This window comes from Kribbella sp. NBC_00709 (genome assembly GCF_036226565.1).
Taxonomy (GTDB): domain Bacteria; phylum Actinomycetota; class Actinomycetes; order Propionibacteriales; family Kribbellaceae; genus Kribbella.
Window position 1 is genome coordinate 810,777 of the sequence record NZ_CP108996.1, and the last position, 16,319, is coordinate 827,095.

General features: G+C 70.0%; 16 protein-coding genes. 4 read left to right on the forward strand and 12 right to left on the reverse strand.

What is annotated here, in order from left to right; all coding sequences use genetic code 11:
• Positions 1-6: 6 nt before the first annotated feature.
• Positions 7-648, forward strand: coding sequence for a hypothetical protein (locus OHA18_RS03840; protein WP_329002196.1), 642 nt, complete (start codon positions 7-9; stop codon positions 646-648).
• Here the strand turns inward: OHA18_RS03840 and OHA18_RS03845 are convergent.
• The 5 genes from OHA18_RS03845 to folP all read right to left on the reverse strand — a co-directional run bounded on the left by OHA18_RS03845 (position 645) and on the right by folP (position 4,448).
• A complete protein-coding gene (locus tag OHA18_RS03845) occupies positions 645-1,571 on the reverse strand; it encodes an alpha/beta hydrolase (protein ID WP_329002197.1) in 927 nt (308 codons plus the stop codon). The genes OHA18_RS03840 and OHA18_RS03845 overlap by 4 nt on opposite strands.
• 32 nt (positions 1,572-1,603) lie before the next feature.
• Entirely contained in the window at positions 1,604-2,206 is a 603-nt protein-coding gene (locus OHA18_RS03850; RefSeq protein ID WP_329002198.1) for a TetR/AcrR family transcriptional regulator, read from the reverse strand.
• Positions 2,207-2,217: 11 nt separating this feature from the next.
• Positions 2,218-2,682, reverse strand: a complete 465-nt coding sequence (locus OHA18_RS03855; protein ID WP_329002199.1) for a hypothetical protein — start codon at positions 2,680-2,682, stop codon at positions 2,218-2,220.
• A 228-nt stretch (positions 2,683-2,910) separates the two neighbouring features.
• Positions 2,911-3,636 carry a pyrimidine reductase family protein gene (locus OHA18_RS03860; RefSeq protein ID WP_329002200.1) on the reverse strand — a complete coding sequence of 242 codons (726 nt, stop codon included), beginning with the start codon at positions 3,634-3,636 and terminating at the stop codon, positions 2,911-2,913.
• Positions 3,636-4,448: a dihydropteroate synthase gene (folP, locus tag OHA18_RS03865; protein ID WP_329006064.1), complete on the reverse strand. Its 813-nt coding sequence runs from the start codon at positions 4,446-4,448 to the stop codon at positions 3,636-3,638. Before folP ends, OHA18_RS03860 begins: the two co-directional genes overlap by 1 nt.
• Before the next feature lie 244 nt (positions 4,449-4,692).
• Here folP and OHA18_RS03870 point away from each other — a divergent pair, with 244 nt between their 5' ends.
• From OHA18_RS03870 to OHA18_RS03880, 3 genes are read left to right on the forward strand one after another with little or no spacing between them, the layout of a single operon-like run.
• The gene (locus OHA18_RS03870) at positions 4,693-6,009 is read left to right on the forward strand and encodes an L-fuconate dehydratase (RefSeq protein WP_329002201.1); all 1,317 of its coding nucleotides are present in this window, start codon (positions 4,693-4,695) and stop codon (positions 6,007-6,009) included.
• Complete coding sequence (locus OHA18_RS03875) at positions 6,006-6,755, forward strand: SDR family NAD(P)-dependent oxidoreductase (RefSeq protein ID WP_329002202.1); 750 nt, start codon at positions 6,006-6,008, stop codon at positions 6,753-6,755. Before OHA18_RS03870 ends, OHA18_RS03875 begins: the two co-directional genes overlap by 4 nt.
• The gene (locus OHA18_RS03880) at positions 6,755-7,717 is read left to right on the forward strand and encodes an aldo/keto reductase (protein ID WP_329002203.1); all 963 of its coding nucleotides are present in this window, start codon (positions 6,755-6,757) and stop codon (positions 7,715-7,717) included. Before OHA18_RS03875 ends, OHA18_RS03880 begins: the two co-directional genes overlap by 1 nt.
• Here OHA18_RS03880 and OHA18_RS03885 read toward each other — a convergent pair.
• The 7 genes from OHA18_RS03885 to OHA18_RS03915 all read right to left on the reverse strand — a co-directional run bounded on the left by OHA18_RS03885 (position 7,707) and on the right by OHA18_RS03915 (position 16,277).
• Complete coding sequence (locus OHA18_RS03885; RefSeq protein WP_329002205.1) at positions 7,707-9,266, reverse strand: helix-turn-helix domain-containing protein; 1,560 nt, start codon at positions 9,264-9,266, stop codon at positions 7,707-7,709. The genes OHA18_RS03880 and OHA18_RS03885 overlap by 11 nt on opposite strands.
• Complete coding sequence (locus OHA18_RS03890) at positions 9,263-10,333, reverse strand: DUF917 domain-containing protein (protein WP_329002206.1); 1,071 nt, start codon at positions 10,331-10,333, stop codon at positions 9,263-9,265. The genes OHA18_RS03885 and OHA18_RS03890 overlap by 4 nt, the downstream gene beginning before the upstream one ends.
• Before the next feature lie 200 nt (positions 10,334-10,533).
• Positions 10,534-11,646, reverse strand: coding sequence for a DUF917 domain-containing protein (locus tag OHA18_RS03895; protein ID WP_329002207.1), 1,113 nt, complete (start codon positions 11,644-11,646; stop codon positions 10,534-10,536).
• Complete coding sequence (locus OHA18_RS03900; RefSeq protein ID WP_329002208.1) at positions 11,643-12,716, reverse strand: DUF917 domain-containing protein; 1,074 nt, start codon at positions 12,714-12,716, stop codon at positions 11,643-11,645. Before OHA18_RS03900 ends, OHA18_RS03895 begins: the two co-directional genes overlap by 4 nt.
• Before the next feature lie 109 nt (positions 12,717-12,825).
• The gene (locus OHA18_RS03905; RefSeq protein WP_329002209.1) at positions 12,826-14,382 is read right to left on the reverse strand and encodes a hydantoinase/oxoprolinase family protein; all 1,557 of its coding nucleotides are present in this window, start codon (positions 14,380-14,382) and stop codon (positions 12,826-12,828) included.
• Between the two features lie 104 nt (positions 14,383-14,486).
• The gene (locus OHA18_RS03910) at positions 14,487-15,833 is read right to left on the reverse strand and encodes a purine-cytosine permease family protein (protein WP_329002210.1); all 1,347 of its coding nucleotides are present in this window, start codon (positions 15,831-15,833) and stop codon (positions 14,487-14,489) included.
• A 138-nt stretch (positions 15,834-15,971) separates the two neighbouring features.
• Positions 15,972-16,277, reverse strand: a complete 306-nt coding sequence (locus tag OHA18_RS03915) for a DUF2218 domain-containing protein (protein WP_329002211.1) — start codon at positions 16,275-16,277, stop codon at positions 15,972-15,974.
• Between the last annotated feature and the right edge of the window lie 42 nt (positions 16,278-16,319).

Below are 16,319 nucleotides of genomic sequence, written 5' to 3' on the forward strand. Positions count from 1 at the left end.
CTTGGGGTGACTCTGACTCGGTGGCACGTCGGTCCTTGGACGACGCGTGGGACTCGGCTCGGTGAACCGTTCGAGGCTGGGCGGAAGCGGACGCCGGACGAGTTGAACTTCGACGTGGTCGGGCTGGCGCGGATTCTCGGCCGGCGGTTGTCGGGACGGGAGGAGCTGCAGGTGCGCCTGTGGCAGAACGAGCTGCGCCCGACGCACACGCGGATGTGCGGAGTCCACACGCTGGCCGATCCGGCGAACGCCCAGCTGCTCGACGACACCGCCCAGGAAGCGCTTGCCTGGTTGGGCGAGCGGGCCCCGGCCGGATACGAGTTCGTGCTGACCGACGCGGTCGAACTACGCCCGCTCGTCGACCTCGACGCCGAGGTGGTCGCGATCGAGACAGTCGTCGAGCTCGCCGGCGTACACCTTCCCGCGGCACGCCTCGCGGCAGCCCACGTACGACGATCCGCGACGGGCAGCTGGTACGCCGGGGATGCCGTATGCAACTGGTCGGGCCCCCACGAGAACACCGACGCTGCAGTCGACGCCGTACGAGCCGCACGCGCGGAGCTGACCGACCAACTCCGCGCGGCCGGCCGCGACGACCTCGCAGCCACGTCGTCGCGTTGGCCGGACGTCCCGGTCGAGGCTGACTAACCGGCGGTTTGCGGTGACTTTTCGGCGCTGGGCGACTGTTTCTTTCCGGAAAGGTGCCGGGTGAGGAAGTCGAGTTCGGCTTCGACGGCTTGTTCGTGGGCGGCTAGGAATGGGGCGTAGTGGCCGCCGGGGACCTGGAGGAGTTCCGAGGCGGGGGTGCGCTCGGCGGCGGCGATCGCGGGGGCTGCGAGGGCGGACTGATCGTCTTTGCAGACGACGTACAGGAGCGGGCAGCGGACCTGTGGGGCGTACTTGGTGGGGCGGTAGAACGCGGCCGGGAAGACCGAGCGGGCGGCGATCGCCTGCTGCCAGTCGGCGTAGCGACCGTCGGGATCGAGCGCCTCGTTGGTCTGCAGTGCGTCCGGCGTGTTCAGCAGGGCAACGGTGCCGGGCGGGCCGGACAGCGCCACCAACCTCGGCGAGCGACCGAAGAGGGCGCCGATGTTGTCGAGGATGCTGCGGCCGATCAGGCGGAGCGCCGCGCTCGGAGTCTGGGAGCGGGACGCGTTCCGGGTGACGGTCGGGCCGTCGACGTTCGGCGACTGGGCGATGGCGGCGGAGATGCCGAGCTCCTCCGAGGCCAGCTGCAGGATGTAGCCGCCGGGGAGTGAGAACGCCCAGATGGCCACGCGTTCGACGTCCGGAAGCGCGGCGGCGTAGGCGATCGCGGCCCGCCAGTCGTCGAGCTGGTCCGCGATCCGCGCGACCTGCCGCGGTTCGCCGCCGCTCTCGCCGAAGCACCGATGGTCGAAGGCCAGCACGCTGAACCCGGCCGCATTGAACCGCTCCGCGAAACGGTCCGTCCCCGGCTCCTTCGTCACTCCGAAGCCGCCGGTCATCACCACGCACCCACCGTTGGTCCCCGGGTAGTGCCAGGCCGCGCAGGCGACCCCACCGCTGCTGAAGCTCACTTTCTCGCGCATATTGAAAGTGAACCACGTGGTTCGCAAACTGTCTACGCCTGTTCCTCACGCTCCAGGGCCCGGGTCAGCGCCGCCAGCCCGGCATCGATCCCGGCCGCGTCACCGCTGGTCCGCCACTCGATCAGGAATCCGCGCAGCGTGGCCAGGATCATTTCGGCAACCTCCGTACGACGCTGCTCGGACCAGGACTCCGGACAGAGCGACAACAGCGTCGGCAGGTACTGCCGCGAGGCCGTCCGCGCCAGGTCGGCGTACCGCGGGGCGTCGTACATCGCGAGCCCGATCGCCTGGTCGAGCACCCACGACTCCTCGCCGATGAGCGTGGGCCACATGGATCGCACTCGATCCGCGAGCGAGCGGTCGCCGGGGCCTTCGGTCGCGGCTGCGAGGGCGCGGGTGATCCGCCGTTCGCGAAGCTGCAGGACCGCCTGCGTGAGCAGGTCCTCGGCGCCGTCGAAGTGGTACAGCAGCACCTTGTGCGTCGTACCCGCTGCCCGCGCCGCGCGGCGGAGCGAGAAGTCGACCAGACCGTTGGTCCCGAGCTCGTCCGCGACCTTGTCCAGCAGCTCCCGTCGCCGCGCCTCACCGCGCGGCGACTTCACCGACCGCCGATACCCCGTACGCTCCTCAGTCACCTGGTCAGTATCTAGGTGAATGATGCGACTAGGTAGCCGACGCCGTACGGGGCGGCGTTGTAGGTCAGGTCGGCGGTCAGCGTCGTACCTTCGAGGGCGGCCGCGAGTGCTTGCCAGGGGGCTCGGCCGGCGGCTTGCAGTTCGGTGGCGAGGTCTGGGTCGAGAGCTTTGAGTACGTCGAGATCGCTGTGCTGCAAGGCGGTTGCGACGGTGGTGTCGAAGATCTCCGCGCGGGGATGGAGGTGGACGGGCGAATGCTCACTGCGCCGCGCCGAGCCGTCGCCCATCACCAGGAGTCCGACGCGGTCGTTGCCGGAAGCAATCTCCCGGCCAAGGCGGAAGCACTCGTCGGGTGTTGCGGAGGTCGGTACTGCGAGGTAGGTGCGCGGCAGTCCAGCCGCCTTCGACTGCTCCAGCAGCCAACCGCCGACCGCCAAGGACAGCGGGAGAACGAGGTCGCCGGAGCCGATCCGCACGCCGGGCGCTCCATACGGAGCAAACGAGCCGCCTGCGGAGGCGGCGTAGGTGGAGGCAGCCGTGGATGTTGAGCCGAGGACCAGGATTGTGGAGGCGGTGGCGAGGGTGTCGGTTGCGGCTAGGCAGGCGGCGCGGAGGGGGTCGAGTTCGGGGGATGCGCCGGAAGCGACCTCAGGGATGAGGAGTGGTGGGTGAGGGCAGACCGCGGTGGCGACAACTGGCACGGGTTATGCCTCTCGGGTGTAGCGGAAGAAGAGGTAGTCGTCAGTGGCGGTGAGGGTTGATCGGAGCTTCATCTGGCGGGTGAGGGTGGTTGGGGGGCCAGCTGTGATGCGGCCCGAGCCGGGGCCCGCGAGGAGTGGGGCCAGCGCCAGGCACAGCTCGTCGACCAGGTCCGCCTCGGTGAGCGAACCGAGCAGATGCGGCCCGCCCTCGCACAGGATCTGCGGCAGCTCGCGCGCGGCCAGCTCATCGACCAGCGCCTGCAGGTCAACCTCGGCCGCGCCCACGACGATCAGATCCGCGACCTCCGCCAGCGCCTCCCGGCGGTCTGCCGGCGACGCTTCGTGGGTCACGACGATCGGCCGCACTGCGGACCGGAAGACCGGGTTCACCGGGCTCAGCTCGAGTCGCGACGACACGATCGCCAACGTCGGGTTCTCCGCCAGGCCCGCCGACGTACGCCACTCCCGCGCCGCCTTCGACAACCGGAGCGGGTTGTACCCCTCGTCGCGGACAGTGCCCGCACCGACCAGCACCACGTCCGCCAGCCGCCGCGCCATGCTGAACACGCGACTGTCGGAGTCGCTCGACAAGGCCTTCGACTGCCCGTCGATCTCGACCGCGCCGTCCAGGCTGCTGACGAAGTTCGCCCGCAGGTGCCGCGCCGACCGGTCCTCGACCTGGTAGACGGCGATCAGTTCCTCGTCGGAGAGGTCGTCAACTCGGTCCATCAGGCCAGGCTCCTTCGCGTTCCGGCGGGCTGCGCGGTGCCACGCAGTACGGCGATGAAGTCGAGCGCCTGGCGAGCAGCCGGTACGTCGTGCACGCGGAAGACCCGTGCACCGAGCCAGGCCGAGACACTCAAGGCGGCCAGCGTCCCGTTCCCGCGCTGCCCCGGCGGCAGCTCCAGCGTCTCGCCGATGAAGTCCTTGTTCGAGACCGCGACCAGCACCGGCCAGCCGGTGGCGGCCAGCTCGTCGAGGCGGCGGGTCAGCTCCAGCGACTGCAGCGTGTTCTTGCCGAAGTCGTGCGTCGGGTCGATCAAGATCCCGTCCGGCCGCACTCCGGCCGCCAGCGCGCGGTCCGCGAGCGCGGTCGTCGTACGGATCACGTCGGCCACCACGTCGTCGTACGCCATCCGGTGTGGGTCCGTGCGCGGCGAGAGGCCGCCGACGTGGCTGCAGACGAGGCCCGCTCCGGCTTCGGCGGCGGCGTACACGAGGTCGGGGTCGGCGCCTGCCCAGGTGTCGTTGAGGAGGTCCGCGCCGGCCTCGGCGACCCGGCGCGCGACCCCGCTACGGTACGTGTCCACGCTGATCACCAGCGACGGATGGCGGGCCCGGATACCGGCCACGAAATCGACGGTCCGGCGGAGCTCCTCGTCCTCGCTGACCGGTTCGCCGTACCCGGCCTTGACCCCACCGATGTCGACCAGGTCGGCACCGTCGGCGACCGCCTGGTCGATGGCCGCGTACGCCGCGTCGGTGGCGTACGTCGCGCCGCGGTCGAAGAACGAGTCCGGCGTCCGGTTGACGATCGCCATCAGGGCGAACTCCCCCACCCCGAACGACCGGTCGCCCAGCCGGAGTACCCCGTCGCGCTCTGCCACGGGTCCGACTCTACGGGGCGGACGCCAGCGCACGCACAACCGGCCATCTGGGCCCACCAGCCCGCCGAAAAGCCTGGTTGTGCCTGCATGCAGGACCAAGCAGGCAGTACCACGCTCCCCCCATATCCTATAGGATTCACCTCGACAGTCCCGCCCACCGCTGCAGATCGGGTCCTCGATGCCACGATTCACCGAGTTCGAGACGTACGACGTCCGCTTCCCCACGTCGCTGGACCTGGACGGCTCCGACGCGATGAACACCGACCCGGACTACTCCGCGGCGTACGTGATCGTGCGGACCGACGCCGGTGACGGGCTGGAGGGGCACGGTTTCGCGTTCACGATCGGCCGTGGCAACGACATCGAGGCCACCGCGATCGAGGCGCTCCGCGACCACGTCCTCGGGCTCGACCTGGACGCGACGCTTTCCGACCTCGGCGGGTTCTGGAAGTCGCTCGTGCACGATTCGCAGCTGCGCTGGCTCGGCCCCGAGAAGGGCGTCATGCACATGGCGATCGGCGCGGTCGTCAACGCGGTGTGGGACCTGGCCGCCAAGCGCGCCGGCGTACCGCTGTGGAAGCTGCTGTCCGACCTGACACCGGAGCAGATCGTCGACCTGGTCGACTTCCGGTACCTGACCGACGCGCTCACCCGCGACGACGCGCTCGAGATCCTGCGTGCCGCGAAGCCCGGGCGGGCCGAGCGCGAGACCGTCCTGCGCGAGCGCGGCTACCCGGCGTACACGACGACACCCGGCTGGCTCGGGTACGACGACGCGAAGCTGGTGCGCCTGTGCCACGAGGCGCTCGCGGAGGGTTTCACCCAGATCAAACTGAAGGTCGGCGCGAGCCTGGACGACGACATCCGCCGGATGCAGCTGGCCCGCGAGGCGGTCGGGCCGGACATCCGGATCGCGGTCGACGCCAACCAGCGGTGGGACGTGGCGGATGCGATCACCTGGATCGAGGCCCTCGCGCCGTACGACGTCTATTGGGTCGAGGAGCCGACCAGCCCCGACGACATCCTCGGGCACGCGACGATCGCGCGGGCGATCGCGCCGATCAAGGTCGCGACCGGCGAGCACGTGCAGAACCGGGTGGTCTTCAAGCAGATGCTGCAGGCCGGCTCGCTCTCGGTGCTGCAGCTGGACTCGGCCCGGGTCGCCGGCGTGAACGAGAACGTCGCGAACCTGCTGCTGGCGGCCAAGTTCGGCGTACCGGTGTGCCCGCACGCGGGTGGGGTAGGACTGTGTGAGCTGGTCCAGCACCTGTCGATGTTCGACTACATCGCGGTGAGCGGATCGATGCAGGACCGGGTGATCGAGTACGTCGACCACCTGCACGAGCACTTCCTGGACCCGGTCGTGATCCGGGACGGGCACTATGTGGCACCGGTACGGCCCGGGTTCGGCGCGGAGATGGATGCCGAGACGCTGACCGACTTCCGGTACCCGAGTGGCAAGATCTGGACCGACCTGGCAGAGGAGAAGAAGTGACGGATTTCGCCGGCCTGCGGGCCGTGGTGACCGGTGGCGCCTCGGGGATCGGCCTCGCGGCGGCACAGCTGCTCGCGGCGCGCGGTGCCCAGGTGGTGGTGTTCGACCTGAAGCCTGAGGTCGACGCGCCGCTGACCGGGATCGCCGCGGACGTCACCGACGACGGCTCGATCCGGGACGCGGTCGCGGCCGCGGCGCTGCAGCTCGGCGGGATCGACATCGTGGTGAACAACGCCGGCATCGGCGCGCAGGGCACGGTCGCCGCGAACGACGACGACGAGTGGCATCGGGTGCTGGACGTGAACGTAGTCGGGATCGCCCGGGTGACCCGGGCCGCGCTGCCGCACCTGCGCAAGTCGGCGGCGGCCGCGATCGTCAACACCTGCTCGATCGCCGCGACCGCCGGCCTGCCGAACCGCGCGCTGTACTCGGCGAGCAAGGGCGCCGTCCTCGCGCTGACGATGGCGATGGCCGCCGACCACGTCCGCGAAGGGATCCGGGTGAACTGCGTGAACCCCGGTACGGCGGACACGCCCTGGGTCGGCCGGCTGCTCGACGTCGCGCCCGACCCGCAGGCCGAGCGGGCCGCGCTCGAAGCCCGCCAGCCGATGGGCCGGCTGGTCTCGGCCGACGAGGTCGCGCACGCGATCGCCTACCTGGCCAGCCCGCTGTCGGGCTCGACCACAGGTACCGCGGTGGCCGTCGACGGCGGCATGCAGAACCTGCGCCTCCCGGCGGCGCGCTGATGAAGATCTTCCCGGACAACCAGCGCGTCGGGCTCGGCGGTGCACCGCTGGGCAACCTGCTCGGCGAGGTCAGCGACGCCGAGGCCGTCGCCGCGGTGAACGCCGCGTGGGACGAGGGCTGGCGGTACTTCGACACCGCGCCGCACTACGGCCTCGGACTGGCCGAGGAGCGGCTCGGGGCCGGGCTCCGGGACAAGCCGCGCGATTCGTACGTGCTGTCCAGCAAGGTCGGGCGGATCATCTACGACGCCTCCGACGCCGCGACCGATGACGAGGGATTCGCAGTCGACACCACGCGCCGCAGGCGGTGGGACTTCAGCCGGGACGGCGTACTGCAGAGCATCGAGGACTCGCTGCGGCGGATCGGCACCGACCGGCTCGACGTCGTGTTCGTGCACGACCCGGACGATCATTACGAGGAGGCGGTCGCGACCGCGTTCCCGACGTTGATCGAGCTCCGCGAGCAGGGGGTGATCGGCGCGATCGGGTCCGGGATGAACCAGTCGGCGATGCTGACCCGGTTCGTCCAGGAGATCGACATCGACGTGATCATGCTGGCCGGCCGCTACACGTTGATCGACCCGGACGGGCTGGACGACGTACTCCCGGCGTGCCTCGAGCACAACGTGCAGGTTGTTGCCGTTGGCATCTTCAACTCCGGTTTGATGTCGCAGCCGCGTCCGGCGGCCGGGACCACGTTCAACTACGAGCCCGCCGCACAGTCCTTGCTCGACAAGGCCAACAAGCTCGCGGACATCTGCGAGTCGCACGGTACGACGCTGCCGGCCGCGGCGCTCGCGTTCCCGCTGGCGCACCCGGCGGTCGCGGGCATCGCAGTCGGCTGCCGTACTCCGGAAGAGGTGCACACCAACGCAGCCCTGGCGCGCGCCGAGGTCCCCGCAGCGCTCTGGTCCGACCTGAAGTCTGCAGGCCTGCTCCGCGAGGACGCACCTACTCCGTAGGGGTTGTGCGGGAGGCGAGGTGCAGCGCCAGGCGTTCGTCTGGGTTAGTGAGGTCTACACCTAGTAGGTGTTGGATCTTGGTGATGCGGGCGGCTGCGGTGTTGCGGTGGATACCTAGTACTGCCGCGGTTTCGGCCACGGACGACTCGGTGTCGAGGTAAACGGCCAGTGTGGTCACCAGGTCGCCAGGCTGGTCTTTGATCGGAGCTAGTAGAGCCTGCGCGGCGGGCTGGAACGTGTCGGTGCGCGTCCATGCCAGCAGGAGCTGCGCCAGGCCAAGACGGTCGACGTGCAGGAAGCGCCCTGTCTCGGCACGGCCGCGCGCCAGACCCGCCGCGTCACCGGCTTCGGCCAGCGTGGTGGCGATCCCACCCGGACCGGTCTGCACTCGCCCGACGCCGACGTACGCATCAACTGTCTGCACCAGACGGCGCTGCACCCGCCGGATCGCCGCAGCCTGTCCCTGCACCTCTGTCGCCGTCGGCTCGCTCACCGCGGTGATCCACGCCGACCACCCGTCCCCCTGCTCGACGACAACTGCCTGCAGGCCTTCGGCGTCGAACGCCTCCACCACATCAGTACGCCGACCCGCGACATCCACCTGTCCGTCAGCGCCGATCCGGATGCCCGTGTGCCACCCGTCGAGCTGCCAGCCCAGGTCCACCGCGCGTCGACGGGTAGCCTCCGACGGCTCGCCGTGCAGCAGTTCACCGAGCAGCGACGTACGTTGGCGCGCGTCCCGCTCCAGCTCCAACCGCCGCAACGCCAGCCGCTCCCCCACCGCCGGTGCGACCACACTCAGTACCTCGGGTACGGCGGCTACCTCAGCCGGCACTACTGCAGGCAAACGCGCCACCAACCAGCACACCGGGCCCACACCGAGTACAGCAACCGCGATCAGCACCGCGCCACTCGACAGATCCACCCGGTACGGCGCGGCCCATCCCACCGGCACCCGCGGCAACGCAGCGACCAGTCCGGTCCGCTCGTCATGCTCCAAGGGCTCACCGGCCAGCGTGCCGCCGTCAGCGCCTGCGAGCGTGACAGGTCGTTCCAGTACGCCGGCTGTGGTCCGCAGTACCGACGCCAAGTCACCGCTCGCCCGGCGCAGCGCCGAGACTGCCCGGAGCACCAGGTCAGACCGGACTACCTCGGGCTCGGCTGTGACCCGGCGCAGCTGCTCGTGTGCGGCCAGAGGATCCGGGCATCCCAGCACCGGCAACCGCAACCGCTCAGCCAGCAGCTGAGCGCCGCGTCCCAACGGCTCCACGCCGGCCAGCAACACCGCCCCCGCTCCGGCCGCGGATGCCCGGCTGATCAGGGCATCGATGCGCCAGTCGGTGTGGTCGTTCGCCAGCAGGACGACGAGCACCTGCCCGTCCATCGGCTCCGGATGTACCGACACCTCCAGCGCCACCACAGACCCAGTCAGCCGCGGCCCAGGATCCCCACCGCCACTCAGCACCACCACACTCCGCCAGCCGGGCGCGGTGAGCATGGCCGCCAGTGACGGGGACAGTCCTCGCCGGTCCTCGGTCCGGCGGGTCATGATGCCTCCAGTAGCTGAGGGGCGCAGGTGAGGCCGAACGCCTGTGGGCCAACGTGAGTGAGCCGATCTGGGCGACGCCACCAGGTGGGGCCGGGGATTGCGATCACCAGGACCTCGTCGCCGGTGCGGATGGCGTCGACGGCGATGGGTTGGAGGGTACGGCGGTCCAGCAGGCAGAGCAGATCCGGTGTGGTGACCGCGGGGGTGCCGTCGACCAGCGCGAGGAGGTACTCGTTCTCGGTCTCGATCCGGATGACTGCTCGGCTGCCGGAGTCGACCACGCACACGCTGCCGCGACCGAACGCAGCACCACCATCCGCGATCAGATGGCGGGCGACCTGGTCGACCCGGCCGCTGCCGAGCAGCCGTCCCCCCAGACCGTCGGCGACAACAGCTGGCGCAGCTCCCGGCTCGAGTGCGGCGTGAGCTCGCCCGAGCGCCAGAGCCCGCGTCAGGCTCCCCTGTACTGCGTCCGCCGCTGCCGCCTCCACCGGAGTGGGGGCCAGTGCCAGCACTGCCCAGCCGCCGGTGTGGGCCACGAAGCTGCGGACTGCTCGCTCGAGACCGGCTGCATCGACGTTGTCCACGACGATCACCTGCCCGCTCGGCTCACTGAGCGCACAAGGTGTCAGCGAACGGCCTGCCACGGCCCATGAGAACTGGTCCAGCCGCGGCATCGCCCTGCCCATCAGGTCGGCATCCACCACCGGAAGACCCAGATCCAGCGCTGCGATCAACGGGGTCAGCCCGTTGAGGCCGCCGGCTTCCAGTGACATCAGCCCGGTGACGTCCGCACCGGCCCACCGGCCGACCGCCTGCACCGCCGTCTCGAACTCACCACCGCTCGGCAGCTTCTCCATCAGCACACTGGTCGCCCCGACCACCCCGATCGGGCTGACCAACGCGTCCGGCATGTCCGACGGGTCCCGCAGTACCAGTTCGCCGTCACCCAGCCGCCGGCGCAGCATGCGCCCGAACGACCCCGTGTCGCCGCCACCACCCGACCCCAACAAGGTGACACCGACAACCAACGCCTCCAGATCCTGCTCCCTGACGACAGTGGTCATGGGGCCTCCCGGCCTGGACTGAGGAGTGCAGGGAGCGAAGCGACCGGAGCGACGAGGGAAGGCCGGGAGTTACAGCCCCATGACCCGCCGCGCCGGAGGCGTGGCATCAGTACGGTCATGTCGCTGATCCTGCCACTCGGACTGCTGTGGGCGTGGAATCTCGGCCCGCCGCGGGAGGGGTCAGCACGGCGGGCCGAGAGTTATGGGGTGGTGACGAGGTCGCCGCGGCGCTCGACCGGGTCGAAGTCCACGTCGAGCCCGAAGCAGGCCGGGCCGAAGACGGCCAGCGCCTCTGGTGTCCGCATGAGGTCAGGTGTGGAGATGCCGACCACGGTGACGCGCTGGCCGTACCGCAGGCCCTCCGTGGTGATCGGCTCCGCGGTGTCCGCCTCCAGCACGCAGATCAGGTCCGGCACGGTGCACACCACCTCGCCGTCGACCTCCGCGACCAGGTTCTCGTTCTGGAAGCGCAGCTCGAGCTCCGACGTCCCGTCGTACCCGGTGAACCGCGCCCGCCCCCGCGCGAAGCCCTCGAGGGTACGGCGTTCCACGTCGACCACCTTCCCGCGGAACAACACCCGCAGATGGTTGTAGAGCGTCGGCGCCAACGCAGCCCGCAGCGCCTCGATCGGGTCCTCGTGCGCCGCCCGTGCTTCCCGTACCGCACGCCCGATCGACAGTCCGAGCGACAACGTCCGCGGTACGGCGGTGCGCTTCACCTCGGCGCCCGTCATCGAGTACTCCGCGATGTGCGCGACCCCGCCGAGCCGGATCGTGATCCCGCGCGCCAGCCACTCCATCTGCTTGTTGTCCGCACCGCTGTCGATCACCACGGTCTCGTCGTGCTCCCCGGCGATCGCCATCGGCGACCCGGGTACGCCGTACACCGAGAACGTCTCCATCTGCAGCTCGGGGAACGCCCTCCCCATGCCGTCGGCGTCGACCACCGGCAGACCGGTGCGGGCCGCGACGAGCAGCGGGATCATCGAGTTGATGCCGCCGCACTCGATCGGCATCGTCGCGTCCGCGGTCCGGCCGAGGTGCTTCTCCAGCGCGCGCAAGGCGCCGACCGGCTCGCTGCCGCGCGGGATCTTCTCCACGATCACGGTCGGCGCACCCATCTGCGCGGTCGGGATGACGAATGCGTCGTCGGCCAGCTCGTCCGGGTCCAGGACCGTCACCGGGCCGTGTTCGCGGATCGCCTGCTCGACCAGCAACCGCCCGATCAGCGGATCCCCACCACCACCGGTCCCGAGAATCGCCGCCCCACGGGCGAGATCCCGCAGGTGCTCGATGTCCAGCTGCCAGCTCATACAGTCTCCAGAGCGCGGATCGGGTCCAGGTCATAGCCGAAGTACCGCGGGCCGACCAGTTCGATGCCTTCCGGGGAGTGCCAGCGCTCGTCCGCGGGCGCGGCCAGCACGCTGACGCGATGGCCGTAGCGCAGCGCCTCGGTGGTGATCGGTTCGCCGGTCTCGGTGTCGAGCACGATGATCAGGTCCGGTGTGGTGGCGACCGCGGTCCCCTCCAGCTCGGCGACCAGGTGCTCGTTCTGGAAGCGCAGGACCATCACGCGACCGTGCGACGCGTCCAGCCCGTCGACGGTCGCGTCACCGCGGGCGAAGCCGGTCGTCGTACGGCGCTGCACATCGACGACCTTGCCGACGTGCAGGAGCCGTCCGCCGAGCTCGTCGACCACAGCCGCGACCGGATCGGTGTGCTCACGCTGGGCCTGCTCGATCGCCCGGCCGATCGTGACGCACTTGCTGAGCGTCCCGGCGACGAACGCCCCGCGGATCTCCGCGCCGGTCATCGCGTACAGCGAGACGATCGACGAGCAGCCCATGTCGATCGCCGCGGAGCGGGCCAGCCGTTCGGCCCACTCGTTGGTGATCGTGTCGAAGATCCCGCGGTTGCCCTTCTCGTCGACGATCGACATCGGGGTCGCCTCGATCCGGGCGAGCGTCGGCAGCACCATCTGCAACTCGGGGAACGCGCGACCCATCCCGTCGCCGTCGACGAGCGGCAGCCCGAGCTGCGCGGCGGCGATCACGGGGACGGTCGAGTTCACCCCGCCGGCCTCGATACAGGCGAGGTGGGTCGGCGTCTTCCCGACGTACTTCGCCAGCGTCTGCACCGCGACGGAGATCTGGTCCGCCGACGGCAGCTTCTCCACCATCACCGTCGGCGCACCCATCATGGCCACCGGCACCACGCAGGCGTCGTCCGGAAGGTCGCCGAGGGCAACGATCTCCACCGGCCCGTGCTCACGGACGGCCTGCTGCGCGAGCAGCTTCCCGATATGCGGATCCCCTCCGCCCCCGGTGCCCAGCACGGCGGCACCGCGAGCGAGGGACCCCAGGTCCTCAGCACGAAGCTTCATTGCAACCACTCCACCCCGGATGCGCAGCCCATCACAATCGCGAACTCCGGCGCAGGCGCCGCGGCAGCGCTGCCTCGCCGCTCGATTGTGATGGCCTGGAGATCCGCACTCATGACTCCCCCAAGCGCAGGTCGCCGACTGCCTTGCAGCGGATGCGGGTCGCGTTGCCGGGCAGGTACGGGATCGGGACCTCGTCGAAGTCCACGATCCGCACGGCGGCCGGATCGGCGCCGGCCGCGATCGCGCGGTCGACGGCCTCCTGCCGTGCCTCGTCCACCACCGCGTCCCGGCGGCCCGGGTCGATCGCGTACACCCGGTCGACCTCGCCGCCGACCTGCGCGATCGCCGCACCGATCGCGTTCGCGACCGCGAAGTGATCCGGCCGGTGGACGGCGAGACTGCCGGGGAGGTCGTCGGGCAGCAGGATCGACCCACCGCCGACCGCCACCACCGGCAGCGGATCGGGCGACGTCCGCATCCGCTCCACCGCGTCCGCGATGTCCGCCGCCACCCTGGCCAGAGCCGACTTCACCAGCGTCGGATCGAGATCCGCGACCGCCGCGACGTCGCCGACCTCAGCGCGGCCGGCTGCGACCGCGATGTCCGTCGCGGTCAGCGTCTTGCCGCCGAAGACCAACGCCTCCTCGGTCAGGCGGTATCCGACTGACCGCGGGCCCACTGTCACCAGGTCGTTGTCCGAGGCCACCAAGCTGCCGCCGCCGATGCCGATGCTGAGCACGTCGGGCATCCGGAAGTTCGTCCGCACCCCGGCGACGTCGACCTCCGTGGTCGCCTCGCGCGGGAAGCCGTGTGTGAGTACGCCGACGTCGCTCGTCGTACCGCCGACGTCGACGACCGCGCAGGTGTCGAGGCCGGACAGCAGCGCCGCGCCGCGCATCGAGTTGGTCGGGCCGGACGCGAACGTGGCGACCGGGTAGCGGCGGGCGAAGTCGACGTCCATCAGCGTGCCGTCGTTCTGGCTCAGGTACAGCGGTGCGGAGATGCCGTGACCGGCGACCGCACCGGACAACCCGTCCACGATGCTCGCGGCCAGCTCGCGGAGCGCGGCGTTGATGATGGTCGCGTTCTCCCGCTCGAGCAGGCCGATCCGGCCGATCTCGTGCGACAGCGAGATCGCCACGTCGTCGCCGAACTCGGACCGCAGGATCTCCGCCGCGCGCAGCTCGAACTCGTTGCTCACGGGAGAGAACACCGACGAGATCGCCACCGACCGGACGCCGTGCTTCATCATGTCGCCCGCGTGCCGGCGCAGCTCGTCCTCGTCCAGCTCGGCGATGTGCCGGCCGTCGAACTCGTGACCGCCGTGCGCCAGGTAGCTCCGCCCGCTGATCGCCTCGACCAGCCGCTCCGGCCAGTCGACCAGCGGCGGCAGCGACGCGGTGGCGGGCAGCCCGAGCCGCAGCGCCGCCGTCGGGGCCAGCCGCCGGGCCTCGACCAGTGCGTTGATGAAGTGCGTGGTGCCGATCATCACCGCCTGGACCTGCGCCGGGTCGAAGGATCGCTCCGCCTGCAGCCGGTCCAGCGTGTCGATGATGCCGGCGGTCACGTCCGCACTGGTCGCCGACTTGTTGGCAGCCAGCACGCTCGTCCCGTCGAGAAGCACGGCGTCGGTGTTGGTGCCACCGACATCGATACCGATACGCATTCAGATCCTCCCGTTTTCGTTCGTGCTTCTCCGACTTTGAGAAGCCACCGACCGTTTTGCGGGCGGCGAACTGGTTGGTGGGTTCTCAAAGATGACGCTGTGGGCTAGCTGGTGGCGGGTACGGCGGTGGCGGCGGTCGGCTCGCTGTCCATGGTGCGGCTGGTGCCGACGCCGCGGATCAGGCCGAGCTTGCCCGCCACGACGTACGCCGCGAAACCGACGACGAGCGAGTTGATGCTGGGCAGACCCCAGGCGACGTACTTGCCGATCAGCGCGGCGCCGACCCAGATCACGATCGTCGCCGGCACCCAGGTCGGGGCGGTCGCAGGCAGCGTGCCCGCGGCCCTGGTCGCCTCCAAGTCGGGGCGCCAGCGCTTCACCACGAAGTACTCCGCGACCATGATCCCCGCGATCGGCGGGAACGCGACGCCGAGCACGGTCAGGAACTCGGTGAACTTGTCCAGGATCCCGCCGGCCGCGAGCACGCTGCCGAGGACGCCGACCACGAGCGTGACCACGGCCCGGTTGACGTGCCGGCCGAAGACGGTGCCGATGAAGTTCACGATGCCGAGGCCGGAGCTGTAGAGGTTCCAGTCGTTGATCTTGATCGTGCCCAGGATGATCACCAGCGTGCCGACCCAGCCCACCGACGAGGTGACGATCGTGATCACGTTCGCCGAACCGACTGCGTGGGCGAGTAGTACGCCGACCAGGCCGATCACGTACTCGCCGAGCGTGATGCCGAGGACGGTCTGCTTGACCACGTCGCCGACACTGCGGTTGAAGCGGGTCATGTCCGGGGTGATCACCGCGCCGACGATGAATCCGCCCGCGACCAGCGTCGTACCCTCGAGCAGGCTCAGGTGCGGGCCCGGCGGCGCGGCGTTGACGAGCGAACCGAGGCTGTGGTCGGACAGCTCGCTGATGATCGACCAGCCGACCAGGACCAGGAAGGCCGGAACGGTCACATACGCGACCCAGGCCATCGAGTGGAAGCCACGCAGGACGACCAGCGTCACCGCGAGACCGAAGACGAGCGACCAGCCCCAGGTCGGGAGTACGCCGATCAGCTGGCTGAGGCCGGCCGCGGACACCGCGGACTGGATCCCGAACCACCCGATCAGGCTGATCCCGATCGCGAGCCCGATCAGCGACGAGCCGGCCTGACCGAACCCGGTCCAGCGCGCGATCACCGACGTCTGCAAACCCTCGCGCGCGCCGATGACGCCGATCAGGATCGCCACGAGTTCGAGGATCACCGCGCCGAGCGTGAGCGCCCACAACGCGGTCCAGAAACTCATCCCGAACCCGAGCGTCGCGCCGAGCAGGAACTGGCTGAGCGCCGAGATCTGCCCGAACCGCTGGGTCGCGACAGACCACCAGGAGTACCGCGCGTGCTCCGGGACCCGGGCGAGCGCGTAGTCGTCCGCACCAACAGATGTACCGGCCATGGGGAAACCTCCAGCACTGGGATTTCATCGAACCTACGACTCCAGGCGGGTGGTCTCACCGTCCAGTGTGCACACTCGACCCGCGCCGACTGTGCAACCGGCCCAGCTCGCTCCTCTTGTCGGAATGGCCAGCGCTCCTTACCGCTCGCCGGCCGGGTGCCAGTGGATCTTCAGGTTGTCCCGGCGGCCGAGTTTCTCGATGCGTTCGGTGACCCGTTCGGTGAACTGGCGCAGCACGCCCGGGTTGTCCGCCTCGACCCGCAGCTCCAGCCGGGTCGGCTCGGCGCGCAGCGTCCACGTCGCACCGCCGAGGTCGACCACCAGCTCCCCCGGCGCTTTCGACAGCACCTTCATCCCGCCCGGCTGATGCCCGAAGTGACCGCCGAGCCGCTCGACGTACCGCGCTGCCCGCTCGGTCTCGGCGTACCCCTCCATGATCGACATACCCACGCCTCCTTTTTCAATACACTATGTCTCGGATACTAA

Excerpts from the sequence above, each read along its gene's own strand:
- OHA18_RS03845 (WP_329002197.1), bottom strand. The coding sequence starts at position 1,571 with ATGCGCGAGAAAGTGAGCTTCAGCAGCGGTGGGGTCGCCTGCGCGGCC.
- OHA18_RS03910 (WP_329002210.1), bottom strand. The coding sequence starts at position 15,833 with ATGGCCGGTACATCTGTTGGTGCGGACGACTACGCGCTCGCCCGGGTC.
- folP (WP_329006064.1), bottom strand. The coding sequence starts at position 4,448 with ATGGCGATCGTCAACCGGACGCCGGACTCGTTCTTCGACCGCGGCGCG.
- OHA18_RS03900 (WP_329002208.1), bottom strand. The coding sequence starts at position 12,716 with ATGAAGCTTCGTGCTGAGGACCTGGGGTCCCTCGCTCGCGGTGCCGCC.
- OHA18_RS03880 (WP_329002203.1), top strand. The coding sequence starts at position 6,755 with ATGAAGATCTTCCCGGACAACCAGCGCGTCGGGCTCGGCGGTGCACCG.
- OHA18_RS03895 (WP_329002207.1), bottom strand. The coding sequence starts at position 11,646 with ATGAGCTGGCAGCTGGACATCGAGCACCTGCGGGATCTCGCCCGTGGG.
- OHA18_RS03915 (WP_329002211.1), bottom strand. The coding sequence starts at position 16,277 with ATGTCGATCATGGAGGGGTACGCCGAGACCGAGCGGGCAGCGCGGTAC.
- OHA18_RS03890 (WP_329002206.1), bottom strand. The coding sequence starts at position 10,333 with ATGACCACTGTCGTCAGGGAGCAGGATCTGGAGGCGTTGGTTGTCGGT.
- OHA18_RS03870 (WP_329002201.1), top strand. The coding sequence starts at position 4,693 with ATGCCACGATTCACCGAGTTCGAGACGTACGACGTCCGCTTCCCCACG.
- OHA18_RS03905 (WP_329002209.1), bottom strand. The coding sequence starts at position 14,382 with ATGCGTATCGGTATCGATGTCGGTGGCACCAACACCGACGCCGTGCTT.
- OHA18_RS03885 (WP_329002205.1), bottom strand. The coding sequence starts at position 9,266 with ATGACCCGCCGGACCGAGGACCGGCGAGGACTGTCCCCGTCACTGGCG.
- OHA18_RS03860 (WP_329002200.1), bottom strand. The coding sequence starts at position 3,636 with ATGGACCGAGTTGACGACCTCTCCGACGAGGAACTGATCGCCGTCTAC.